General features: G+C 32.7%; 21 protein-coding genes and 1 tRNA gene. 12 read left to right on the forward strand and 10 right to left on the reverse strand.

The window, feature by feature from the left end:
- Window positions 1-149 precede the first annotated feature (149 nt).
- Window positions 150-220 (reverse strand) — tRNA-Gln (locus JC605_RS01235).
- Window positions 221-465: 245 nt separating this feature from the next.
- On the opposite strand from JC605_RS01235, the gene JC605_RS01240 reads away from it, so the two are divergent.
- Both JC605_RS01240 and JC605_RS01245 read left to right on the forward strand, forming a co-directional pair.
- Window positions 466-3,747: a DUF2723 domain-containing protein gene (locus JC605_RS01240; RefSeq protein ID WP_198854510.1), complete on the forward strand. Its 3,282-nt coding sequence runs from the start codon at window positions 466-468 to the stop codon at window positions 3,745-3,747.
- A gap of 100 nt (window positions 3,748-3,847) precedes the next feature.
- Complete coding sequence (locus tag JC605_RS01245) at window positions 3,848-4,489, forward strand: polysaccharide deacetylase family protein (protein WP_198854511.1); 642 nt, start codon at window positions 3,848-3,850, stop codon at window positions 4,487-4,489.
- 24 nt (window positions 4,490-4,513) lie between these two features.
- Here the strand turns inward: JC605_RS01245 and JC605_RS01250 are convergent, their stop codons facing one another.
- From JC605_RS01250 to JC605_RS01275, 6 genes are all read right to left on the reverse strand, one after another.
- Window positions 4,514-4,816 (reverse strand): co-chaperone YbbN, encoded by a 303-nt coding sequence (locus JC605_RS01250; RefSeq protein WP_008466807.1) that lies wholly within the window; start codon window positions 4,814-4,816, stop codon window positions 4,514-4,516.
- Between the two features lie 73 nt (window positions 4,817-4,889).
- Window positions 4,890-6,125, reverse strand: coding sequence for a metallophosphoesterase (locus JC605_RS01255; protein ID WP_198854512.1), 1,236 nt, complete (start codon window positions 6,123-6,125; stop codon window positions 4,890-4,892).
- Between the two features lie 161 nt (window positions 6,126-6,286).
- Window positions 6,287-6,472, reverse strand: a complete 186-nt coding sequence (locus tag JC605_RS01260; protein WP_198854513.1) for a hypothetical protein — start codon at window positions 6,470-6,472, stop codon at window positions 6,287-6,289.
- Window positions 6,473-6,576: 104 nt separating this feature from the next.
- Window positions 6,577-7,905, reverse strand: coding sequence for a HAMP domain-containing sensor histidine kinase (locus JC605_RS01265; RefSeq protein ID WP_286969682.1), 1,329 nt, complete (start codon window positions 7,903-7,905; stop codon window positions 6,577-6,579).
- 10 nt (window positions 7,906-7,915) lie between these two features.
- The gene (locus JC605_RS01270; protein ID WP_198854514.1) at window positions 7,916-8,590 is read right to left on the reverse strand and encodes a response regulator transcription factor; all 675 of its coding nucleotides are present in this window, start codon (window positions 8,588-8,590) and stop codon (window positions 7,916-7,918) included.
- A gap of 186 nt (window positions 8,591-8,776) precedes the next feature.
- A complete protein-coding gene (locus JC605_RS01275) occupies window positions 8,777-8,986 on the reverse strand; it encodes a hypothetical protein (RefSeq protein ID WP_198854515.1) in 210 nt (69 codons plus the stop codon).
- A 313-nt stretch (window positions 8,987-9,299) separates the two neighbouring features.
- On the opposite strand from JC605_RS01275, the gene polA reads away from it, so the two are divergent.
- A complete protein-coding gene (polA, locus tag JC605_RS01280) occupies window positions 9,300-12,140 on the forward strand; it encodes a DNA polymerase I (protein WP_198854516.1) in 2,841 nt (946 codons plus the stop codon).
- 82 nt (window positions 12,141-12,222) lie between these two features.
- Here the strand turns inward: polA and JC605_RS01285 are convergent, their stop codons facing one another.
- Both JC605_RS01285 and JC605_RS01290 read right to left on the reverse strand, forming a co-directional pair.
- Window positions 12,223-13,299 carry a hypothetical protein gene (locus JC605_RS01285; RefSeq protein ID WP_198854517.1) on the reverse strand — a complete coding sequence of 359 codons (1,077 nt, stop codon included), beginning with the start codon at window positions 13,297-13,299 and terminating at the stop codon, window positions 12,223-12,225.
- Between the two features lie 73 nt (window positions 13,300-13,372).
- The gene (locus JC605_RS01290; RefSeq protein ID WP_198854518.1) at window positions 13,373-15,226 is read right to left on the reverse strand and encodes an alpha-amylase family glycosyl hydrolase; all 1,854 of its coding nucleotides are present in this window, start codon (window positions 15,224-15,226) and stop codon (window positions 13,373-13,375) included.
- Between the two features lie 209 nt (window positions 15,227-15,435).
- On the opposite strand from JC605_RS01290, the gene JC605_RS01295 reads away from it, so the two are divergent.
- The 3 genes from JC605_RS01295 (at window position 15,436) to JC605_RS01305 (ending at window position 18,415) form a co-directional block, all read left to right on the forward strand.
- Window positions 15,436-16,506 carry a sensor histidine kinase gene (locus JC605_RS01295; protein ID WP_198854519.1) on the forward strand — a complete coding sequence of 357 codons (1,071 nt, stop codon included), beginning with the start codon at window positions 15,436-15,438 and terminating at the stop codon, window positions 16,504-16,506.
- Window positions 16,493-17,221, forward strand: coding sequence for a LytTR family DNA-binding domain-containing protein (locus JC605_RS01300; RefSeq protein ID WP_198854520.1), 729 nt, complete (start codon window positions 16,493-16,495; stop codon window positions 17,219-17,221). The genes JC605_RS01295 and JC605_RS01300 overlap by 14 nt, the downstream gene beginning before the upstream one ends.
- Before the next feature lie 81 nt (window positions 17,222-17,302).
- A complete protein-coding gene (locus JC605_RS01305; protein WP_198854521.1) occupies window positions 17,303-18,415 on the forward strand; it encodes a hypothetical protein in 1,113 nt (370 codons plus the stop codon).
- Window positions 18,416-18,452: 37 nt separating this feature from the next.
- Here JC605_RS01305 and JC605_RS01310 read toward each other — a convergent pair whose 3' ends face one another.
- On the reverse strand, window positions 18,453-19,478 hold the full coding sequence (locus JC605_RS01310) for a LacI family DNA-binding transcriptional regulator (RefSeq protein WP_198854522.1): 1,026 nt from the start codon (window positions 19,476-19,478) through the stop codon (window positions 18,453-18,455).
- Window positions 19,479-19,686: 208 nt separating this feature from the next.
- On the opposite strand from JC605_RS01310, the gene JC605_RS01315 reads away from it, so the two are divergent.
- The 6 genes from JC605_RS01315 to tsf all read left to right on the forward strand — a co-directional run bounded on the left by JC605_RS01315 (window position 19,687) and on the right by tsf (window position 24,353).
- A complete protein-coding gene (locus JC605_RS01315; RefSeq protein ID WP_198854523.1) occupies window positions 19,687-20,433 on the forward strand; it encodes a ferritin-like domain-containing protein in 747 nt (248 codons plus the stop codon).
- Window positions 20,434-20,458: 25 nt separating this feature from the next.
- Window positions 20,459-21,271, forward strand: a complete 813-nt coding sequence (locus JC605_RS01320; protein WP_198854524.1) for a ferritin-like domain-containing protein — start codon at window positions 20,459-20,461, stop codon at window positions 21,269-21,271.
- 192 nt (window positions 21,272-21,463) lie between these two features.
- The gene (gene rplM / locus JC605_RS01325) at window positions 21,464-21,919 is read left to right on the forward strand and encodes a 50S ribosomal protein L13 (protein ID WP_095927953.1); all 456 of its coding nucleotides are present in this window, start codon (window positions 21,464-21,466) and stop codon (window positions 21,917-21,919) included.
- Window positions 21,919-22,305, forward strand: a complete 387-nt coding sequence (rpsI, locus tag JC605_RS01330; protein WP_198854525.1) for a 30S ribosomal protein S9 — start codon at window positions 21,919-21,921, stop codon at window positions 22,303-22,305. The genes rplM and rpsI overlap by 1 nt, the downstream gene beginning before the upstream one ends.
- 176 nt (window positions 22,306-22,481) lie before the next feature.
- Window positions 22,482-23,252 carry a 30S ribosomal protein S2 gene (gene rpsB / locus JC605_RS01335; protein ID WP_198854526.1) on the forward strand — a complete coding sequence of 257 codons (771 nt, stop codon included), beginning with the start codon at window positions 22,482-22,484 and terminating at the stop codon, window positions 23,250-23,252.
- A 138-nt stretch (window positions 23,253-23,390) separates the two neighbouring features.
- Window positions 23,391-24,353, forward strand: a complete 963-nt coding sequence (tsf, locus tag JC605_RS01340; RefSeq protein ID WP_198854527.1) for a translation elongation factor Ts — start codon at window positions 23,391-23,393, stop codon at window positions 24,351-24,353.

Genomic DNA, 24,353 nt, shown 5'->3' on the forward strand with positions numbered 1-24,353 from the left:
GGCACCAAAAACCGTAGTGTTACCATTACACCATAGACCAGCAGTGCGGTTAAGCGGGTGCAAAATTAAAACTTTATTTAATTTATGCAAATTTTAAATGAAACTTTTTTAAATAAAAAAAAGTCTCTCATTTCTGAGAGACTTTTCTGTTGGTCTACTAGGACTCGAACCTAGAAAGACGGCACCAAAAACCGTAGTGTTACCATTACACCATAGACCAGCAGTGCGGTTAAGCGAGTGCAAATTTAAGTCTTTATTTAGTTTGTGCAAACTTTTTGAGCAAAAAAAATCATTTTTTTTGTTTTTTTTCTCGACAAAATCTGATCGCGCACCAAAAACATCTCATAAACAACACGTTACTTTTAACTTATAGTTTTATAGAATTTTTTGTTAATGCTCGTTTCTTTACATAAAAAAACATTTTCTTTGTAGGATATAAAACGTTCAAATTTTTAACACCTAAATATGGCACAATTCAATTTCAATAAATGGAATACAATTATTGGTTGGTTTGCATTTGCAATCGCTTTAATAACTTATACATTAACAGTAGAACCTACAATGAGCTTTTGGGATTGCGGAGAATATATTGCTACCGCAGCCAAACTTGAAGTAGGTCACCCACCGGGAGCTCCGCTTTTCCAGATGATGGGTGCATTTTTTGCAATGTTTGCAATAGATGCTCAACATGTAGCTGTAATGGTTAATATGATGTCTGTCTTCTCTAGCGCATTTACCATATTATTTATGTTTTGGTCATCGTCTATGATTTTGAAGAAAATTGTAGCTCGTTTTGCAGAAATTAATCAAAACAATTCGATAGTAATTTTAGGAAGCTCTTTTGTTGGAGCTTTAGCTTATACATTTTCTGATAGTTTTTGGTTTAACGCAGTAGAAGCCGAAGTTTATGCAATGGCTTCTTTATTAATTGCATTGCTTTTTTGGCTTGGACTACGCTGGGAGCAAGACATGGACAAACCAAAAGGAAACAAATGGCTTTTAATTATATCTTTGGTTGTTGGTCTTTCGTTTGGAGTTCACTTTATGGCTCTTTTAACTATCCCATCAATTGGTTTTTTATACTATTTCAAACACTACGAAAAAGTTACAATCAAAAATTTCATTGTTGCTAATATTGTAGTTATTGGAATTTTATTATTTATCTTCAAATTACTTCTTCCTCTTACAATGGCATTTTTCGGAAAAACCGAAATCTTCATGGTAAACAGTATGGGACTTCCATTCAACTCGGGAACTATCTTTGTAGCATTATTATTTATTGCGTTTTTCTATTTTGGATTAAAATATACTAGACAAAAAGGCTTAATATTCTACAACACTATTATATTATGTATCTTATTCATTCTTATTGGTTTCTCAACTTGGTTAATGCTTCCTGTTCGCGCAAATGCTAATACAGTTATTAACGAAAACAAGCCATCAGATGCTACTGAAGTTTTAGCTTACTATAACCGTGAACAATATGGAGTTAATCCTTTGTTTTATGGTCCTCAATACACTGAACTTTTTGCTGGTCTTGATGCTAAAACACCTTATTTAGACAAAAAACCAAACTACGAGAGAGATTATAAAACTGGTAAATACATTATTACCAACAATTATAAGAATGCAGAACAAAATTCTGATGACAACCAGAAAGCAGTTCTACCAAGAATGTGGAGTACAGAAACAGCTCATATTCAAAACTATATCAACTTTACCAATCCTCCGAAGTTCCGAATCAATCCTAATTATGATTACGATGAAGAACTAGCAAAATACGGAATTGACGCTAGTCAATTAAGTGAAGATGAATACAATAAAGCTACTGCTCAATTGCGTAATGAAGTTGAGAAAACAGTTTCTGAATTCAGAAAAGCTTATGCTCAAAAACAAATTGACAATGAAGGGTATGTTAAATTCTTAAACAGTTACAAAGATTATCTGATCATTGAAAAACCATCTACAGTAGACAACTTCAGTTTTATGTTTGAATATCAATTCGGATACATGTACTGGAGATATTTAATGTGGAATTTTGTTGGACGTCAAAATGATGTTCAAGGTAAATATGATAATTTGGATGGAAACTGGATTAGCGGTATTAAAGCTTTAGATTCTGTTCATTTAGGTTCTCAAGATAATTTACCTTCTGATGTATTAAACAACAAAGGACGTAATGCTTATTATTTCCTTCCTTTTATTTTAGGTTTAATTGGTATAATGTACCACGCCAACAAGGATTTAAAGAGCTTTTATGTTCTCTTAGCTTTATTTTTATTCACAGGAATTGCATTAAAAATATACTTAAACGAAAGACCTTTTGAGCCTCGTGAAAGAGATTATGCTCTGGTTGGTTCCTTCTATGTTTTTGCCATCTGGATTGGATTCGGCGTTTATTCACTCTACGAAAGCTTGCAAAAATATATTGCTCCAAAAATTGCAGGACCAGTAATTATTGCCGGAAGTTTATTGGCGGCACCTGTTTTAATGGCTTCTCAAAACTGGGACGATCACGACAGATCTGGAAGATATACTGCAGTGGCAATGGCAAAAGCTTATTTAAGTTCTTGCGACAAAAATGCCATCTTATTCACCATTGGAGATAATGACACATTCCCTCTTTGGTATGCACAAGAGATTGAGCATTTCAGAACCGATGTAAAAATTGTAAATACAAGTTTATTTATGACAGATTGGTACATCGATCAAATGAAAGCGAAGTCTTATGAATCTAACCCGTTGCCTATTTCATTCGAACATAGCCAGTATGTCGGAGATAATTTGGACTATACAGCTTACATTCAAAAAATTGATACTCGTTGGAATATTAAAGATTTTATCGATTTCATCAAAAACCCTAAATCGACTGTTGGTTTACAAAATGGACAAACCATTCATTTCTATCCAACAAACAAGATTAGAGTTAATGTGGACAAAAATACAATTATTCAAAATAAAGTAGTTAATCCTAAATATTACGATTCTATTGTTCCTTATTTGGATATTGACATCAAAGGAAACGCACTATACAAAAACCGTTTAATGATGCTTGATATCTTAGCAAATAACAACTGGAAAAGACCAATTTACTTTAGTGGTGGTGCTTTTGATGATGAAGATTATCTATGGTTAAAAGATTATTTGCAATTAGACGGAATGGTTTACAAATTGGTTCCAATAAAAAATGCTCGTTCTAAAGATGGAGGACCATTAGATATGGGACAAATCGATGCTGATAAAATGTATGATATTGTAATGAAATGGGATTGGGGAAATAGTGAAAGCGAAAAAATCTATCACGATCCTGAGACTAGAAGAAACAGTATTACATACCGTACAAATCTTTCAAGATTAATGAATCAGCTTATTGCAGAAGGCAAAATTGACAAAGCTAAAAATATCATCAATTTAGCGATGACTAAAATGCCTTTAGATAAATATGGCTATTATTCTTTAGTTGAAGCTTTTGCTGATGGTTACTATAAAGTAGGCGAAAAAGCTAAAGCGCAAGATCTTTTAAACAAATTAGTTCAGAAATACAAAGAGAACTTAAACTATTATAGCACATTGCCTCCTTCTGATCAAACTACTTTAGCAGTAGATATTATTACAGATATTGAACGCTACAGAAGCTTGCTGCACGTAATGGATGACAATAAAGACAATGCTTTTTACAACCAGCACAAGACTACATTTAATACTTACGTAAATGTTTTTGAACGCTTTGGACGTGAAAAAGAATAAATAATATACGTAAATTTTACTTATTAAAAAAATGCAGCGCTATTTGATAAATAGCGCTGCATTTTTTAATTTTATAGATATAATACAACTTTAATTCAAAATGAGCTTCTATTGGGTCAAAACTAACGCATTTATCAAAAAGGTATTTTCTAAATATTGCTGGGACATTCCTAACAACGAAAAGAAAATATACCTCACCTTTGATGATGGCCCTACTCCAGAAATTACAGACTGGGTATTGTCTGAATTAAAAAAATTTGATGCGAAAGCTACTTTTTTCTGCATCGGAAAGAATATTAAAGCAAATCTGACTTTATTTGAAAAGTTAATTACTGATGGGCATTCTATTGGCAATCACACAATGAATCACGTAAATGGATGGAAAAGCCACACAAATGAATATATCGAAAATGTAAAAAACTGTGCTGCTATTTTGGATGAGCAAGAAAAAGCGCCTCACCATTTATTATTTCGTCCTCCTTACGGAAAAATCAAAAAAGCGCAATCTAAAATCCTTAGAAGTTTAGGCTATAAAATTGTAATGTGGGATGTTTTAAGTGCTGATTTTGATCAAAGCATTACGCCCGAAAAATGTCTTGAAAACGTAACAAAAAATGTAAAATCAGGTAGTGTGATTGTTTTTCATGACAGTATTAAGGCTTCTCCAAATTTAAGATTTGCCTTGCCTAGAACACTGCATTTTTTAAAAGAAAACGGATATAAGTTTGATATTATTCACTAAATAACATCAATAAAAAGTAGTTATTTAGACGTTAAATTGTTCCTGAACAATTCCGATTATAGTATTCGCATCAAGCTCTCCAGATTGTCTCCAGATCATTTGTCCCTCTTTATAAATCATTAAAGTCGGAAGTCCTTTAATACGAAGTGCTTCTGCAAGTTCCTGATTTTTATCTACGTCTATTTTGATTACTTTGGCTTTATCACCAAGCGCAGCAGCTACATCCTTAATAACAGGATGCATAGAAACTGAAGATTCATTCCAATCTGTGTAAAAATCAATTAACACTGGAACTTGAGCATTTATTAGTTCTCCAAATTTTGACATAAAACCAAAAAATTAAGTTTTTTAAATCTTTAAAAAGAAATAAATATAATACAAATTTAGCATTTTTAACGAATTAAGCGACATTACGGCCCTTTTTTAGTTCAATGACTGTTATTTCAGGCATAATACCAACTCGTCCTGGATAGGCATGAAAACCAAAGCCACGGTTAACATAAACGTATCTTCCGACGTTTTCGTACAATCCTGCCCACTGTTTATAAATATACTGCGCTAAACTCCATTTAAAGTACCCTGGAATTTCAATTCCGAACTGCATACCATGTGTATGGCCTGCAAATGTAAGATGGAAATTCTTTGGATGATCTTTAATTTCAGCTTCCCAATGACTTGGATCATGGCTCATTAAAATTTTAAAATCGTCTTGGTGCACATTTTCAGATGCTTTGTTCAAATCGCCTGCTTTCTTAAAATTCACTCCCCAATTTTCAACACCAATTAAAGCGATTTTATCATCTCCTTTTTGAATGTAAGTATGCTCATTCAACATAAGATTAAAGCCAATTTGACCGTATAAATTTTTAATTTGATGAAAGTTCTCATCTTTTTCCTTCTCAGACGGCCACGTTACATATTCGCCATAATCGTGATTTCCTAAAACTGCAAACTTTCCGTATTTATAATCTTTAATACGATTAAAAGTTTCCAACCAAGGATGCATTTCTTTAGCATGTGTATTTACAATATCTCCCGTAAACAAAATCAAATCTGCTTCCTGTGCATTAATTAAATCAATTGCGTAGTTAATCTTCTCAGGATTATCAAAACTGCCACTATGGACATCTGAAATCTGTGTGATTTTAAACCCATCAAAAGCATCTGGAAGATCTGGAAAGAATACAGTTTGTTTGATTACTTTGAAATTATATTTTCCTTCAAAAATTCCATAAATAATAGAAAGAAACGGAATTGCAGCCAACCCTAAAGCTATCTGGCTAACAAATTTCCTTCTATCGGGCATCATTTCTTTTCGAGGAGTATTGTAAACAAAATAATTTAAGATGCTTGCTCCTATCCTAAAAATATCTTCACCAAACATGATCAGCGTAAGCACAATTTTAGGCACATATACCGTCAGCATTAAGCCTGTAGTAAACATAAATTGTCTAGTCTGACCAACTGATCGGTCTACTTGCGAAAAAGAATATATAATAAAGATTAAAATCAGTAAGCTTATAGCTTGGTAACTAATCAAAACCCAACGTGTTTTGATTAATGTTCGAAAAGCCTGATATGAATAGAACTCAATAAATAATAAGAGAGCGCATAGAATTATAAAACGAAAGATCATTTAATTTATAGTTTTAAACAAAGTAACAAAGAATGAGAATTCTATTTCTTTTTATTATAAAAAATTTAACGCTGTAAAAATAAAAAAGCTGAAAGATGGCTCTTTCAGCTTTAACCTACCAACCTTTAAAACTATTTAATCTTAAGACTTAAAATCTCGTTTTATTTTGCTTTTGGAGCTTCTGGTTTTGCAGCTTCTGCTTTTTTCTCACCTTTAGCTTTTTTGTCTGCTTTTTTATCGTGTTTTTCAGTTTTTGCTTCTTTTTTTGCTGGTGCTGGCGTTGTTTGTGCGTTTGCCATTGCAAATGTTCCTAAAACTGCTACTGCTAAAATTGCTAATTTTTTCATGATTTTAAATTTTTATTGATTGTTAATTCATTATTTATAAGCCAAAGATATAATCGTAAAATGAAGACAAAATGAAGATAAACTCTTACAATAAATTTTAACTTTTATTTGGCTTTTTCGAACAACAATGTAAAAGTAGTTCCTTGGTTTAAAACCGATTTTACTTTGATTTGAATATGATGAAAAGTAGCAATACTCTGTGCAATTGCAAGCCCTAACCCCTGCCCTTCCTGATCTGAACTGATTCTGGCAAAACGGCTGAATATTTTTTCAAGCTGCGATTCATCCATTCCTATTCCAGAGTCTTTTACTGAGATAAAGTAATGTTCATCGGCAAAACCATCCTCTATAATTATTCCTCCTTTAGGCTTATTATATTTGATGGCATTAGTTACGAGATTATATATAAGAATATGAACCAAGGTTTTATTTCCTGTAAAAACAAAATCGTTTTCTATTTCGTTCATGAACTGAATATCTTTATCCTCAATTCGATCTTGAAGATCTTCCTGCAAATCAGAAACAATTTCTCTGAGATTGATTTCTTCATCTGCTATATATTGATTATTATCTATTCTCGAAATCAGCAGGAGATTATTAATGATTTTTTTCAGCATATCTAATGTTTTCAACGAACCTGCAATTTTATCAACTGCATTATCGTCTAAAGATTGATTCTGCAACAAATTTTCAAGTTTGTTTTTAAGCAGTGCAATTGGCGTAAGAAGTTCATGCGAAACGTTCGAAATAAATTGTTTTTCCTTTTTAAAAACTTCAGTAATTCGATCCATCATTTGGTTTAAAACAAAATCCAATTCTCTAAAATCTCTTGAAGTTGCTTTTATTGGAGTATGGTCAAATGTTTCCGGTTCGTTTACACGCCTGATTTTGGTATCAATAATTTTATAAAATGGCTTTAAAAGATATTCGATGTAAAAAGTATCTGCCAAAAAAGTAATAAATAGAATTATCACAAAAACAATTATAATAAAAAGCTTGATTACAAAAGTTAAATCGTTAACCTCGCTCAAACTGCTTCCTATTTCAAGCTGATAATCTTCGCCATCATATGTAAAATGATGCTGCAAGATTCTATACTCACTTTCCTCTCCTTCTATTTTTCGGTATTCATTACTGAAAGTTGTTTTTTTCTGATGTGGTTTTATCGAAACTCGGGATAGCACCAAAAACTCACTATGAAGCGTCGAAAACTCGGAGAAAGTATCGGTTGAATCCTCTGGGTTTTCAATAAACTCATTGATCTCTTCTTTATTTAAGTGCTGAATAAATTTTTTCTTCTTTTCAACTAGCGTATTATTAATATGATGATACACTACATTTTTTACTAAAATAGGAAGCATCAGCCATAAAATCAAAATGACCAGCAATCTGCTCAATGCGTTAAAAATAGCTAATTGGTGTTTTATTTTCACAAGAATCGATTTATTCGTTTATACGATAACCTACATTTCGAACAGTTTCGAACCAATCAATAGAAGTGTGTTTATCCAATTTTTTTCGGAGATTACGAACGTGCACATCTATAAAATTAGAGTCTGAGTTAACCTCCAAAATATCGCCCCAAATATGCTCTGTTAATTGCAATCGTGTAATAACACGGTTTTTGTTTAGAACCAAATACTGAAAAATATCAAATTCTTTTTTAGTCAGATTAATTAGCTGGTCGTTAAAACTCACTCTATAATCCTGAAGTTGCAATAAAAAACCATGAATGCTTAAATTATTAAGAGTAAATCCATGAATTCTGCGAACTACTGCAAATATTCTTGCTGCCAATTCTGTCAGAGCAAAAGGCTTTGTCAAATAATCATCAGCTCCAAGATGAAGTCCGTTTATTCTATCATCCAATTCTCCGCGAGCAGTAAGTACAATGACCGCAATTTTTGATTTTGTTTTTCTGATTGCCTGCAAAACCTCAAAACCATCTCCATCAGGCAGTCCAAGATCCAAAAGCATAACATCGTAATCATTGCTACCGAATTCTTCAAGAGCCTCGGCACAATTATTGGCAATTTTACAGATGTATCCTGAGTTGCATAAAAAATCGTAGACCTCTACAGCAAGTTCTTTATTATCTTCTACAATTAAAACATTCATAAGCCCACTATTTAAGCGAAATTAAAATTAATCAATTATCAAAAATTGAGTAGTGTATTATTAAAAAAATTAACGAACGAAAAAAGCTGACAAATTTCTTCATCAGCTTCTTCAATCGCGTTCTCATAATCATTATTCCTGTTTTGCCTTCGTTACAACGCTTCGAAAACAAAACGAGAGCAATTTTTATTTAGCTTTTGCAGGTTCTGGCTTAGCAGCTTCTGTTTTTGGAGCTTCAGTTTTTGCTGATTTTGCTTTTTTATCAGATTTGTGTTTAGGATGTTTAGTTGCTTTTACTTCTTTAGCCGGAGCTTCTTTTCCATCTTTTGCAGGAAATGCGTGAACCATTGCACTTGTTCCTAAAACTGCTACTAATAACATTAATAAATTTCTCATGATTTCTAATATTTATGAATTAATAATTTTTATTTTACAGATCAAAATTACCCTCAGAAAATGAAGCCAAAATGAAGAAATCACTGAATAAAAAATTTTAACTTGATATTAACTCTTTGCTTATTTTCTGGCTAATAAGTTGCATAAATTCATTTAATTGCCTACTATTCTTTACAACATTGAGAAGATGCAATGTATTGCATTTCTACTAAAATGAACTTATACGACTTATATGGTTTAAAAAATTAATTTTCGAAAACCAAATCGTTTTTTAAAACCCAATTGTTTATTTTTACAGACTAATATTTTTAATATGTCAACTCAAAAACGCCTTTTTCTTCTAGATGCTTACGCATTAATTTTTCGTGGTTATTATGCCTTTATAAAAAACCCGAGAATCAACTCAAAAGGAATGGATACATCTGCAATTATGGGTTTTATGAACTCACTTTTGGATGTTATTAAAAGAGAAAAACCAGACCACTTGGCCGTTGCTTTCGATAAAGGCGGAAGCCATGTAAGAACAGAAATGTTTGTTGAATACAAAGCCAATCGTGATGCTACACCAGAAGCAATTAAAATTGCTGTTCCTTATATTCAAGAATTATTAAAAGCCATGCATATTCCGATTATCGAAATCGAAGGCTGTGAAGCCGATGACTTAATTGGAACAATCGCTAAACAAGCAGAAAAACAAAATTACAAAGTCTTCATGGTAACGCCTGATAAGGATTTTGCGCAACTAGTTTCTGAAAATATTTTTATGTATAAACCTGCCCGAATGGGTAACGGAATCGAAATATGGGGTGTTCCTGAGGTTTTGGCAAAATTTGAAATCGAAAGACCAGAACAAGTAATTGATTTCCTTGGAATGATGGGCGACGCTGTAGATAATATTCCTGGATTGCCAGGTGTTGGTGAAGTTACAGCTAAAAAGTTCCTGAAAGAATTTGGAACCATGGAAAACCTTTTAGAAAACACGCATTTACTAAAAGGCAAAATGAAAGAGAACATCGAAGCTAATAAAGAAAAAGGGATTCTTTCTAAAAAATTAGCAGCAATTATTACCGATTGTGATGTTACTTTTAATGAAGAAGACTACGAACTTTCTCGCCCAGATATTGAAAAAACTGATGCTATTTTTCAAGAATTAGAATTTAGAAGAATGGCAGAACAGTTTGACAATTTATTTAAAACTGATGGTACACAAACTGCTGCTCCAGCTCCTGATGCCAAATTATACAAAAAAGCACAGCCTAAAAATGAAGACCAATTTGATCTTTTTGGAGGCGGAAATACGAATGGAGAAAACGCTGAAATCGAAAGAACTTCGTTTTATAGTACTTTAGAAAACACAGAGCATTTTTACCAAACCATTCAAGGCGATTTAGGCATTAAAATGCTTTTGCAGAATTTACAAAAACAGACTTCGGTTTGTTTTGATACTGAAACCACAGGAATCGATGCTTTGCACGCAGAATTGGTCGGAATGTCTTTCTCTTACGAAAAAGGAAAAGCATTTTATGTGCCGTTTCCAGAAAGCCATGAAGAAGCAAAAGCTTTAGTAGACAAATTTGTTCCGTTTTTTGAAAATGAAAACATTGAGAAAATCGGACAGAATTTAAAATACGATCTAAAAATTCTTTCTAATTATGGTGTAACCGTAAAAGGAAAACTTTTTGATACGATGATTGCGCATTATCTAATTAATCCAGATATGCGTCATAATATGGATATTTTGGCAGAAACGTACTTGAAATATTCTCCAAAATCTATTGAAAGTTTAATTGGTAAAAAAGGAAAAAATCAGCTTAATATGCGCGATGTTTCTTTGGAAGATATTAAAGAATATGCTGCTGAAGATGCCGATATTACTTTACAATTAAAAGAAATATTCACAACCGAATTAGACAAAACAGAAACTAAAAAGTTATTTGACGAAATCGAAATTCCGTTAGTAAGCGTATTGGCAGACATGGAAACTGAAGGAATTCGTTTGGATGTAGATTTCTTAAAAGCAATGTCTTCTGAAATGGAAGTTGAAATCAAAGCTTTAGAAGAAAAAATATATGAAACTGCTGGCGAAAAATTCAATTTGGCTTCTCCAAAACAATTAGGAGATATTTTGTTTGATAAACTAAAAATTGGCGGCGCAAAACAAAAGAAAACCAAAACGGGACAATATGCAACTGGCGAAGAAGTTTTGACTTATTTGGCCAATGACAACCCAATTGTAAAACAGATTTTAGATTGGCGCCAGATGGTAAAACTGCAAAGCACTTATATTTTGGCTTTACCAGAACAAGTTGATAAAAAAACGTTACGCGTTCATACCGATTATATGCAGACTGTTGCGGCAACTGGGCGTTTGAGCTCTAATAATCCGAACTTGCAAAATATTCCGATTCGTACCGAAAGAGGCCGTCAGATTCGTAAAGCTTTCGTGGCACGCGATGAAAATTACACTTTAATCTCTGCCGATTACTCGCAAATTGAATTAAGAATTATCGCTGCTTTGAGTGGTGAAGAAAATATGATTGCAGCTTTCCAAAATGGAGAAGACATTCACAAAGCAACCGCAGCAAAAGTTTTTGATGTTCCTTTAGAAGAAGTTTCCCGCGAACAAAGAAGTAATGCAAAAACAGTAAACTTTGGAATTATATATGGTGTTTCTGCTTTTGGTTTGAGCAACCAAACTTCACTTTCTAGAAGCGAAAGTGCTGCATTGATTGATGCTTATTATAAAACATATCCTCGTCTTAAATCTTACATTTCAGAACAAATCGAATTTGCACGCGAAAAAGGTTATGTACAAACTATTTTAGGCCGTCGCAGATATTTAAAAGATATTAATTCTGCTAATGCTGTTGTAAGAAGTGCGGCAGAACGAAATGCTGTAAACGCCCCAATTCAAGGAAGCGCTGCCGATGTGATTAAAATCGCAATGATCAATATTCATAAAAAACTTCGTGACGAAAACTGGAAATCTAAAATGTTACTGCAAGTACATGATGAGCTTGTGTTTGATGTTCACAACGACGAACTCGAAAAAATCCAGCCAATGATTAAACACGAAATGGAAAATGCTTTTAAAATGTCGGTTCCTTTAGAAGTTGAACTCGGAATGGGTAAAGATTGGTTAGAGGCACATTAATATTTCAGTAAAATTTCGGTAAAAAATAAATCCGCCAAAAGTGAATGCTTTTAGCGGATTTTTAATTTATAACAGTTTCAGGCTAGTATTTATCTGCTTCTGCATATTTTTTTGGAATATCTCCATAGTCTTTAATTTGTTTCCAATAATCTTTTAAGTTCTTTGGTCGAGGTCTCCAGTCTGGATCTGCCATGTTTTTTTGAGCTTCATTCCAATTATTAGCCGTTAAAAAATTTGGATCAATATCGCATCCTGAAAGCTCTTTAATTGGTTTTAGAAATACATAACCATCATAAAAATTTTCTAATGTAAAATTACTATGACCGAGAGAATAGTAACTATCATCTAGTAATTTTCCAAGAGGCGTATTAATCAAATCGAATCCGATTGGTTTATTTTGCAGTTTTTGCATTATAATTTCTATTTTTCCATTTGCTGGCGAAACCAAATTTGGTCTAATTTCAGGTCGATTAGCAAAAGGTTTATGCAATAAAATAGAATATACTAACTGCGGATATTTTGCATACAACTGATTTCCAAAATAACCATCCTCCAACCTCACAAAATCCTGTCCCAGAAAATCATACACAGGAAATTTATATTTTGTAAATGCATGGATATCTCCTGTAAGAATCAAAATTTTCTCTTGCTTGGCAATAATTTCTTTCTCTGTAATTCCAAATCGAAATGTTTCTGTATTTCCTCTATAAAATACCTTTTTCATTTTCTCAGGAGTTCGCTGTCCTAAAAACGAGGACCAATCGTAACGATAACTTAAATTTAAGATTCTGAATTTCTTTGCAGATTTAGGCAGTGATTTATTTAACTCCCAAGCAGCCTTGTACAAATCAGTATATCCTTTAAAAACCCAGCCTGAATTATAGTTAAACATTAATTTTCTAGCTAGATCTTCATTATACTCAGGAGCAGAGACTAAAGAATCTAATTTTATCTGATCCTCATTTGCCCCAAATTCCATTCCCAAATTATAGACGTTGTTTTTATACAGAACAGGAATCAAATTCTTTACTAATAAGAGATTTTCTTTAACTCGATGTTCCTCGGCCAGTAGGATTATATCTTTTTCTGCAAATTTTGAAGCAATATATTCTTCAGGGCTTTTGTAATTATTTGACAAATATTGAACTGAATTCTCCATTTCATCAGACTGACAAAAGATACAGAGAGGAAAAAGAATCGAAAGAAAAACTATACTTTTTTTAAACATCTTTTTATTTATTTAATTCTAAAACCCACATTTTTGTTGCTGGAATAATTGTCTTTTTGGAAGTTGAAAAACTTTCTTCGGTAATCACATTTTTAGCAGAAGTAAAACCAGCAGTTCTTTCATCATATTTTTGAAAGTCAATTTCTTTTTCAGAACTACTTGTATTCATCACACACATTATTGTTTGGCTGTCATCATATCTAAAATAAACATATAAGCCATCAACAGGTGTATAATGCATCATTTTTCCTGTTTTTATTGCTGATGCATTTTTTCTAAAATTAGCCAGTTTACGAACCAACTCTTGTGTCGATTTTTCGTCATCCGTCATTCCTTTTCCTGTAAAAGCATTTTTTTCATCTTCTTTCCATCCTCCTGGAAAATCAGCCCTTAGTAAGCCATCTGGATTTTTAAATCCCTTCATCAAAACTTCAGAACCATAATATAGCTGTGGAATTCCTCTGCAAGTTAGCAACCACTGAAAGCCCATTTTTTGCTTTTCTACATTTTCTCCCATTAATGAAAAAAATCGAGCCTCGTCATGATTGTCCAAAAGCAATACTTTCTGCATTGGATTTTTACTCAAAAAATCACTGCTCAAAGTATAATACAATTGATTAACTCCGCCTTTCCATCCAAAAGGTTCTGTCAAAGCTGGAATGATTCCGTAATACAAACTCTGAAAATCTACAACTGAAGGCAAATTGCTTTTGAACGGTGTATCTATATTATTTTCCTCAAAATAAGCCTGATTTGCTACTCCGTGCACCATGATTTCGCCAAAAATGGAAATCTTAGGAAACTCATCCATAATTGCTTTGTTGCAGCGATTGGCAAAATTAAGATCATTATAAGTATAAGTATCAAGACGCACGCCATCAATACCAAACTTTTCAATATGCCAAATGCAATTTTGGATAATGAAATTGGCCATAAACGGATTATCTTGATTAATGTCTGGCATTATTTTATCAAACCATCCATCACTCATTTTCTTTTTATCTGATTTTGTTCCATAAGGATCAAAAAGCGGGATTTCTCTATAATTGGTTTGAGTATATTCTGGCCAGCGATGAACCCAATCATTTGCTGGAGGATCTAGTTCTAGAAAATGAAATGATCCAATATGATTATAAACAGCATCAAAAATAAGCTTCATTCCCCTTGAGTGAAGCTGATTACTCAATTTTTCATACATCGCATCTCCACCATATCTTTGATCAATTTTGTAATGATTTGTAATTGCGTAACCATGCTCTGTTCTTTTCTCCATATCATTTTCCATAACTGGAGTAAACCACAATGCTGTAACTCCAAGCCCCTGAATATAGTCCAGATTATTAATCACACCTTGTAAATCTCCGCCATGGCGATCATACATTTCTTTTCGGTCAAGAGATTGGTCTCTCATTCCTTTTACTTTGTCATTTGCAATATCTCCATTACTAAAACGGTCCACCATAATTAATTCGATAAAATCACTGGAAGTAACACCTTGCGCATATTGTGTTCCATTACCCGATTTTCGATTATAAAGAGGCCATTTAATTTTCTGTTTTCCTGACTTTTGATTCAATTCAATAATTACATCACCAGCAACAGTTTCTGGCGCAATAGTTATATCAATAGCAATATATTTTGTATTTGGAAAAGAATATGTTTTGTTAATCGTTATTCCGGGATAATTAATGCCTACTTTATCTGTTGTAAAAGAATCATCAATACTTCGAATTAATAACTGTATAGAATTGGTTTTCATTCCTACCCACCAATTTGTCGGGTAAACTTCAGTATTCTTGGCATTTATTACCCAAGAAAAACAAAATAGCAACATTAAAGTTAAAGCGGTTTTCTTCATGATAGTTTTTTTAAATTACATTAGTCAGCGAAAGATATTATGCTTTTCTACCATCAAAAAGACACTTATTTAAACAACATGCTTTGTGTTGCAAACAACAATACAAAAACTGCTATGTTATTTAAACAAGAAAACTGTTTTCTACCACATTACGATTTTAATTCTAAAGCAAAACCACTAGCTTTACAATTAAAGAAACAAACTCGATAATGAACGAACTGGCTATTTATCCTGAAAATACATTTCAAAAAATAAGACTTTATATCAGCTACTGGTTGGGATATATTTTATTATTCAGCTTAGTGCAAGGTTTGCCAACAAATGATTTTTGGAGGGCTTTTTATAATGAATGTTATAGTGTTTTCCCTAAAATTATATTTGTTCTACTGATTGTAGAAGTAGCAATGCCAAAATTGTTTTTCAGAAAAAAAAAGACGCTATTTATTTTTGTTTATTTGATTTCGATCCTCTTCTTTGCATTCCTTCAGCGGTTAATTGACAATTATATCATTATTGCATTCTATTTGACCGAGTGGAAATCGGAACCGCTTTTTTCTGCTCCTGTATATTTATATAATGTAATTAAACTGCAATTTGTTGTCACGGTTCCTTTAATCATTAAACTTGTTTATTACATTGCCGAAGCCAAAAACAAAGTGCAGCTGATTATTTCCGAAAAACTCCAAGCCGAATTGTTTTCTCTTCGAAATCAGTTTCATCCCCACTTTTTATTTAATGTTCTCAATAGTCTGTATTCAAAAATTTTAAGTAAATCTAACGATTCTGCAGATATAGTCCTTAGAATCTCAGATTTTCTCCGGTATTCTGTTTATGAGGTAAATACCAAACATATTCCTTTGGAGAAAGAAATTGAATATCTACAAAATTATATTTCACTTCAGCAGTTAAGATTTGATAACAGACTCGAACTAAGTTTCAGCACAAGCGGAATTACAGAAAATCAAGTTATTGAGCCTTTCTTAATTCTTCCTTTTATAGAAAACAGTTTTAAATACTGTCTAGATGATGTCAGTCTAAAAGCATGGATTACAATTTCAATTACATTTTCTGAAGAATGGCTAATAATTAAAATCGAGAATAGCCTCCCGCAAGATTTTTTCGAAAACAAAAAAACTAAAAATCCATATAGCGGTATTGGAATTTCTAATGTTAAAAGGCGTTTAGAACTTCTTTATCCTCAAAAGCATATTTTAAATATCAAAAATGAAGTTGAATCCTTTTTTGTCTCTTTAAAAATTAAAATTAATGACACCAACTAGAATAAGCTGTATTATTATAGAAGATGAACTTCCTGCATCTATATTGCTTGAAATGCATATTGCCAAATTTGATTTTTTAGATTTGAAAGGAAAATTCATGAGCACCAATAATGCCTTGGGATATCTGAAAACCAACAATATAGACTTGCTTTTTTTAGATATTAATCTGCCAGGCAAATCAGGGATTGAATTTGCTAAATCACTGCCAAAAGATATCGGAATTATTTTTACAACTGCCAATTCACAATATGCTGTCGAAGGATTTGACCTAGAAGCTATTGATTATTTATTAAAACCTATTTCTTTGGAACGATTTTCAAAAGCAATACAAAAATATAGTAAAATCCAAAAAACGAATCAGCAGTTTGAAAAGCTGGCACAAGCTGAAATTGAACAGCCTTTTATATTTATCAAGTGCGAAAGAAAAACATTAAAAATATATCTGAACGAAATAGATTATTTTGAGTCACAAGGCAATTATTTAATTATTCATACAGAAAAAGATTCTTTTAAAACGCATCAGTCTATTACCGAAATGATTGAAAAATTACCCGAAGGTTTTTTTTTCAGAATACATCGTTCTTTTTTGATTCCGTTAAAAAAGGTTTCTCAATTTAATAGTCGTTCTGTAACTATTAAAAACAAGATTCTACCAATTGGAAGACTATATAGTAATGCAACAATAAATTCTTTACAGCTGTTTAATTCTAACTAGTTTGAAAAGGATATTTACTAAAAAACACATTTTTCTATATTGTAAATATCTTCTTTCTTTGCTAAATCTTATAATCAAAAAATGAAAAAGCTTTATATTCTATTTTTTTTACTTTATTCAACAATTTCGTTTTGTCAGGACAAGATTTATTATCTAGAAGGAACTTTAGGCAAAAGTACAATCTTTATGACGCTTCAGGTTTATAAATCTGACAATGAAACTAACCTAACTGCGGTTTATTTCTATAAGAATTCGCTAAAAGACATTAAACTCGAAGCAAAATTAAAAGACAATAATTACTCATTTTATTTTAAACCTAGCAATGTTATTACCGAGAAGTTTTACCTGAAAAAATCGGGTAATAATTTTGACGGATTTTGGTATGATGCCAAAGAAAAACAATTGGCTGTTCATCTTGAACCTGTAAATTTTGACAACTACAAATCGAATCTAAAAATTAGATTTGAGGACGAACGTTTAAATCTAGTAAAATACAAATTCCTTGAATTTAAAAAACAGAAAACCACACTGTATAACAATAAAGAATTTGTTTGGTATTCTGAAAAACATTGCAATTCTGATTTTTTTAGATTAGGAAATAACTTCACAGAGAAAAACAAAGCTTTGATCAATCCGATTTTAGAACGCATACATATTGAAAATACATTAGCACAGCTTAATTGCACATCTAGTTTTGAATACAGCCAAGGAAAAGGAATTGAAGGAAATTCAACAATTAACTTTCTGAACCATGATTTATTAGGTTTTCAAATTTCGATGTTTTGGGATTGCGGAGGCGCTCATCCAGATTTCGGAAGCAGTGGCTATCTAATTGATTTAAATAACGGAAAACAATATGGAATTGATGATATTCTAGCTTTTGACAAAAGTGTGACTGGTGACAGTGAAAACAATTTTGATGCTTTTTCAAAATATCGAAATGATTATTTTGCACCGAAATTACTTGCTGTAATTAATTCTCAGGAACATTTTGAAAAACCAAAAAATGAAGACGATTATTGTGATTACACCAACGCAGAATACTGGCGTTATGCAGCTTGGAATTATACAGAAAAAGGAATAGAATTTACTCCAAGTTTCTACAGAGCAGCCAGAAATTGCGAAGAATCTTTTTTAGTTCCTTTTGAGAGATTAAGAAAGTACAAAAATCCTAAATTCCCATATTCATTATAAAATAAAAAACCCATCAGTTTTTGCTGATGGGTTTTCTTTATACTTTTCTAGTAGATTCTCTTTCTTTTAATTTTGTCTTGATGACGATCGTTTCATATTCAGAAACTGTTCCTTCAGGTTCTTCCAATCTTTCAATTAATCTTTTTGCTGCAACTTCTCCAATTTCAACACCATGCTGACTTACTGTTGTCAAACTTGGCGATAAACGTCTTGAAGCCAAAATACCATCAGCAAAACCAATAATCGAAATATCTTCTGGAACTCTGTAGCCTTTTTTCAAACTTACTCTTAAAGCTGCAACCGAATCATTTTCGTCCAAAGCAAAAATTCCGTCGATCTTATGATCAAAAATAGAATCAATTTTAGCTTTCATATCATCTTCAGAATCTGTACGAAGAATAATTTTTTCGTTAACTGGAATATTATTGTCTTTTAAAGCTTTTAAGTATCCGTCAGCTCTTAATTTTCCAACACTTAAATTGTCTACAGAAGAAATTAAAGCAATGTTTTTGCATCCTAAATTTATTAAATGCTGTGTTGAGTTTAATGCCGAATCAAAATCGTCTACGACAACTTTATCGCAGTCTACTTCATCTGCAATACGATCAAACATTACGATTGGCGTTCCGTCGTTAATTATTTCAGAAAAATGATTGTAATCTTGAAGTTTTTGGGCTTCTTGAGAAACCGAAAGGATAAATCCGTCAATAGTTCCGTTACTCAACATTTCAAGCGTATGAATTTCCTTTTCTAAAGACTCATTAGAGATACAGGTAATTACATTATATCCTTTTTTATCGGCAACTTTCTCAATACCACTAAAAACTTTCGCAAAGAAAGAATTTAAAATATTAGGAATAATTACTCCAATCGTTTTTGTCTTACGATTCTTAAGATTCAAACCAATAACATTCGGCTTATAATTTTTGAGTTTGGCATACTCCTTAATCTTAACCTTCGTTTGTTCACTAATTTCAGGACTGTCATTCAATGCTTTAGATACAGTCGAAACAGAAACACCTAGTTCCTTGGCAATTTGTTTTAGAGTTGCTTTAGCTTTCATCCTATTGAATTTTATGTAATTAATACAAATATAGTAGAATTACCGAAAATAAAACAAAAAGAAGCTATTAGTATTTAAAAACATAAGTCTTTTCGAAATAATAATTAAATAAAGCTATTTCTCAAAACCGTACTTACAAAAATTTCGTTAATAATTAAATACCAGATAACTAGAGACCAACTGTTGTTAACTATTAAAAAACTTGATTATGAAAAACGAAGTTAAAATTCATGAAGTAGATCCTTCATTGAATAGTAGAAGGAGCTTTCTTAAGCTCAGTGGATTAACCCTGGCAACCACGGGTTTAATTCTAGCTGGCTGCAGCGATAATGACAACGACAATGATATGCCAGACAATTCTTTGCCAGGAATAAGAAATGGTGTTTTCGATTTAGGCTCTGGAGATTTTGGAGTACTAACCTATGCGTATGCTCTAGAACAATTAGAAGCCGACTTTTATACTAAAGTAGTTAATGGAAGTGGTTTTAATTCTGTCTTCAGCAGCGTTGAACGCGAAGTACTAACAGACTTATATCACCACGAAGTAGTTCATAGAGATTTTTTTAAAGCTACTTTAAACGCATTACTTCCAAATCCGAGTACTCAATTACTTCCAACTCTGGCTTTTAATTATGGCTCCTTAAATTTTAATAGCCGTACCGAAGTTTTGGCGACTGCAAAAGCATTAGAAGACACAGGAGTTGCCGCCTATAATGGAGCAGGAAAATTAATTAAAACTGCGGACTACTTATTATTAGCTGGAAAAATTGTTTCTGTAGAAGCGAGACATGCCTCAGCAATAAGAAGTTTGATTAATCCGAATTCTAAAGATTTTGCCGGAGATGATATTGTAAATATGTCTACAGGTTTAGATGATGCCAAAGATCCTTCTAAAATTCTGCCGATTGCTGCTGGTTTTATCACTACGAAATTTACAGCTAATTATTTGCCTTAATCTTAACCGCTAAAACTTAGAAATTATGAACATTTTAAAATTTATAGAATCCTTTACTGATGACAATTTAATGAATAGTACGGGTTCAAGAAGAGACAGTTTTACACATTTTGGAAATATTGGTAAAAATTTAGCTTTAGCCTCAATTCCTTTCGGATTATCAGCTCTAACCAATAAAGTTTTTGCACAAGACATTACAGCAACGCCTGCAACTCCAATCGGAGCTTTACAATTTGCTTTAACCTTAGAATATCTTGAAAACGAATTTTATGCTATGGCATTAGATTCTGGAGTAATACCAGCTTCTGAAAATAGCGGGCGCGATTTAAAAGTATTTCAGCAAATAGCGGCGCACGAATCTGATCATGTGAAATTTTTAATTGCCGGATTGGGTGGCACAGCTAGCGCTAACTTCGTTCCAAAACCTACTTTTGACTTCACTGTTGGAGGCGCTTTTGACCCTTTTCATGATTATCCAACCTTTTTAGCTTTGGCACAAGCTTTTGAAGATACTGGAGTTAGAGCATATAAAGGACAAGCAGCAAATTTAATTACAACACCAGATTTATTGACTGCAGCATTACAAATTCATTCTGTTGAAGCACGCCATGCTTCTGAAGTTAGAAGATTACGAGGTTTAAAAGGATGGATATCAAACGCCGAACGAGGTGCTGGAATGCCAGCTGCAACGCAAGCTGTATATGATGGCGAAGGCGTAACTATGCAGGCAGGATTTAATACAGCAACAGCATTTGGAGCTGCAGCGGGCTCAGAAGCTTATGATGAGCCACTTACAACCCAACAAGTGGTTGATATTGCCAACATATTTATTGTATAATCTTTTTTTTCAAAATATTTAACCGTCTTTACTTTATTGTGGAGACGGTTTTTTTATTCACTAAATAATCAAAAAACTGAAGCCCTGATTTTCAGCAGATAAAATATTCTTTCAGGTATTTGGTTTTAAAATAATTAATTGTACTTTTGCATCCCCTTTATTGGGGATGGAATGTTTAATTAAAATAATATTATGGACGCATTAAGCTACAAAACAGTTTCAGCAAGTAAAGCCACTGTAACTAAAGAGTGGATTGTTGTTGACGCTGAAGGTCATAACTTAGGACGTCTTGCTTCAAAGGTTGCAATGATCTTAAGAGGTAAGTACAAACCAAGTTATACACCACACGTTGACTGTGGAGATAACGTAATTGTTATCAACTCAGAAAAAATTAACCTTACAGGTACAAAATTGAATGACAAAATTTACATGCGTCATACAGGTTACCCAGGAGGACAAAGAACTTTAACTGCTAAAGTATTGCAAGCTAAAAACCCTGCATTATTAGTAGAAAAAGCTGTAAAAGGTATGTTACCTAAAAACAAATTAGGAGCTGAACTTTTTAGAAATCTAAATGTTGTTGTAGGATCTGAGCACACTCACGGAGCTCAAAAACCTAGAACTGTTAACCTAAATGATCTTAAGTAATGGGAGTTATTCACAAAATCGGTAGAAGAAAAACCGCTGTTGCACGTGTTTACGTTTCTGAAGGAACTGGAAACATCACTGTAAACAAAAAAGAATTCGCAACTTACTTTCCAACTGCAACTTTACAGTACAAAGTTTTACAACCGCTTTCTATGACAGAAAACGCTGATAACTTTGACGTAAAAGTAAACGTTTACGGAGGTGGTACAACTGGTCAAGCAGAAGCTGTAAGAATGGCATTAGCACGCGTAATGTGTGAAGTTAACGCTGAAAACAGAGGAATCCTTAAACCAGAAGGTTTATTAACAAGAGACCCAAGAATGGTTGAACGTAAGAAATTCGGTCAGAAGAAAGCTCGTAAGAGATTCCAATTCTCTAAACGTTAATATTACCTGTCTTGTTCAAATGAAACAAGACATTATCAATTATTTATTGAAATTAAAAAACACAGTTATTGTTGCTCTCCTATCGAGGTAGGATATAGTTTAGCATCTAAATGTATAAAGCCAGAGAAATCGCCATTTATACATTGCTAATCAACAGAACGTAAACTAGTACAAAAATGGCAAACAAAATAGAAGTAAAAGAATTACTAGAAGCAGGTGTTCACTTCGGACACATGACTAGAAAATGGGATCCAAATATGGCTCCTTACATTTATATGGAGCGTAATGGTATTCACATTATCAATCTATATAAAACTGCAGCTAAAATTGAAGAAGCTAACGAAGCTTTGAAAAAAATCGCTGCATCAGGTAGAAAAATCTTATTCGTAGCTACCAAAAAACAAGCTAAAGACATCGTTGCTGATAAAGCAAAAGCTGCAAACATGCCTTACATCACTGAAAGATGGCCAGGTGGAATGTTAACTAACTTCGTAACTATCAGAAAGGCAGTTAAAAAAATGTCTTCTATCGATAAAATGAAGAAAGATGGTACATTCAACACTCTATCTAAAAAAGAGCGTTTGCAAGTTGATCGTCTACGTGCTAAATTGGAGAAAAACTTAGGTTCAATTGCTGATATGTCTAGACTGCCTGCAGCATTGTTCGTAGTAGATATCAAAGCTGAACACATCGCAATAAAAGAAGCTCAAAAATTAAACATTCCAGTTTTCGCAATGGTTGATACGAATTCTGACCCAAGAGAGGTTGATTACGTAATTCCTGCAAATGATGATGCTTCTAAATCAATTGACAAAATTTTATCTTTAGTGACTACTGCAGTAATCGAAGGTCTTTCAGACAGAGGTGCTGAGAAAGAAGTTGAAGCTGCTGAAGAAGCTCCTGCTGCTGAGGCTGAAGCTGCTCCTGCAACTGAAACTGAAGAATAAATCAAATTTTAAATTCCAAATTTTAAATTCCAAATTCCAAATACAAAATTAAAAACGTTATGTTGATAATTTAATAAAATTGGAGTTTGGGATTTAGAAGATGGAATTTTTACTTTTAACATTAAAATTCAAAATATTATGGCAACAATTACTGCTGCAGACGTAAATAAATTAAGACAATCTACAGGTGCCGGAATGATGGACTGTAAAAAAGCTTTAGTTGAAGCTGATGGAGATTTCGATAAAGCTATACAAATCCTTAGAGAAAAAGGACAAAAAGTTGCTGCTAACCGTTCTGACCGTGAGTCTTCTGAAGGAGCTGCTGTTTCTTTTATCAATGCTGACAACACTAAAGGAGCTATCCTTACTTTAAACTGCGAAACTGACTTCGTAGGTAAAAATGAGGCTTTCGTTACTTTAGCTAAAGATTTAGTTGAAAGAGCTATCAACTTCTCTTCTAAAGAAGAATTTTTAGCTTCTGATTTCAACGGAATCACTGTTGCTGAAAAATTAATCGAGCAAACTGGAGTTATTGGTGAGAAAATCGAAATCGGTGGTTTCGAAATTTTAGAAGGTGCTTTCGTTGGATCTTATGTTCACGTTAACAAAATCGCTGCTTTAACTGCAATTTCTGCTCCGATCGCTAATGCTGAGACTTTAACAAAAGACGTTTCTATGCAAGTTGCTTCTATGGGAGCTGATACGTTATCTTACAAAGATTTTGATCCTGCTTTCGTTGAATCTGAACTTGCTGCTCGTATTGCTGTAATCGAAAAAGACAATGAAGAGGCTGCTCGTTTAGGAAAAACTTTGAAAAATGTTCCTAAATACATCTCTTTCTCTCAATTAACTCCTGAAGTTATCAAACAAGCTGAAGAAGATGCAAAAGCTGAATTAAAAGCTGAAGGAAAACCAGAGCAAATCTGGGATAAAATTCTTCCAGGAAAAGTTCAACGTTTCATTTCTGATAACACTACTTTAGATCAAGAGAAAGCTTTATTAGATCAAAACTTCATCAAAGATGACAGTAAAAAAGTAGGTGATTACGTTAAAGGATTCAATGTTGAAATTACAGGTTTCAAAAGAGTTACTTTAGGTTAA

The sequence above is a fragment of the Flavobacterium sp. IB48 genome, assembly GCF_016405855.1.
Classification (GTDB): domain Bacteria; phylum Bacteroidota; class Bacteroidia; order Flavobacteriales; family Flavobacteriaceae; genus Flavobacterium; species Flavobacterium ginsengisoli.

Bases quoted from the DNA above. Each gene is read 5' to 3' on its own strand.
- JC605_RS01255 (WP_198854512.1), bottom strand. From the start codon at position 6,125: ATGATCTTTCGTTTTATAATTCTATGCGCTCTCTTATTATTTATTGAG.
- JC605_RS01310 (WP_198854522.1), bottom strand. From the start codon at position 19,478: ATGAAAGCTAAAGCAACTCTAAAACAAATTGCCAAGGAACTAGGTGTT.
- JC605_RS01275 (WP_198854515.1), bottom strand. From the start codon at position 8,986: ATGAGAAATTTATTAATGTTATTAGTAGCAGTTTTAGGAACAAGTGCA.
- JC605_RS01240 (WP_198854510.1), top strand. From the start codon at position 466: ATGGCACAATTCAATTTCAATAAATGGAATACAATTATTGGTTGGTTT.
- JC605_RS01300 (WP_198854520.1), top strand. From the start codon at position 16,493: ATGACACCAACTAGAATAAGCTGTATTATTATAGAAGATGAACTTCCT.
- tsf (WP_198854527.1), top strand. From the start codon at position 23,391: ATGGCAACAATTACTGCTGCAGACGTAAATAAATTAAGACAATCTACA.
- rpsB (WP_198854526.1), top strand. From the start codon at position 22,482: ATGGCAAACAAAATAGAAGTAAAAGAATTACTAGAAGCAGGTGTTCAC.
- JC605_RS01295 (WP_198854519.1), top strand. From the start codon at position 15,436: ATGAACGAACTGGCTATTTATCCTGAAAATACATTTCAAAAAATAAGA.
- polA (WP_198854516.1), top strand. From the start codon at position 9,300: ATGTCAACTCAAAAACGCCTTTTTCTTCTAGATGCTTACGCATTAATT.
- JC605_RS01315 (WP_198854523.1), top strand. From the start codon at position 19,687: ATGAAAAACGAAGTTAAAATTCATGAAGTAGATCCTTCATTGAATAGT.
- JC605_RS01320 (WP_198854524.1), top strand. From the start codon at position 20,459: ATGAACATTTTAAAATTTATAGAATCCTTTACTGATGACAATTTAATG.
- rplM (WP_095927953.1), top strand. From the start codon at position 21,464: ATGGACGCATTAAGCTACAAAACAGTTTCAGCAAGTAAAGCCACTGTA.
- JC605_RS01245 (WP_198854511.1), top strand. From the start codon at position 3,848: ATGAGCTTCTATTGGGTCAAAACTAACGCATTTATCAAAAAGGTATTT.
- JC605_RS01250 (WP_008466807.1), bottom strand. From the start codon at position 4,816: ATGTCAAAATTTGGAGAACTAATAAATGCTCAAGTTCCAGTGTTAATT.
- JC605_RS01290 (WP_198854518.1), bottom strand. From the start codon at position 15,226: ATGAAGAAAACCGCTTTAACTTTAATGTTGCTATTTTGTTTTTCTTGG.
- JC605_RS01285 (WP_198854517.1), bottom strand. From the start codon at position 13,299: ATGGAGAATTCAGTTCAATATTTGTCAAATAATTACAAAAGCCCTGAA.
- rpsI (WP_198854525.1), top strand. From the start codon at position 21,919: ATGGGAGTTATTCACAAAATCGGTAGAAGAAAAACCGCTGTTGCACGT.
- JC605_RS01305 (WP_198854521.1), top strand. From the start codon at position 17,303: ATGAAAAAGCTTTATATTCTATTTTTTTTACTTTATTCAACAATTTCG.
- JC605_RS01260 (WP_198854513.1), bottom strand. From the start codon at position 6,472: ATGAAAAAATTAGCAATTTTAGCAGTAGCAGTTTTAGGAACATTTGCA.
- JC605_RS01270 (WP_198854514.1), bottom strand. From the start codon at position 8,590: ATGAATGTTTTAATTGTAGAAGATAATAAAGAACTTGCTGTAGAGGTC.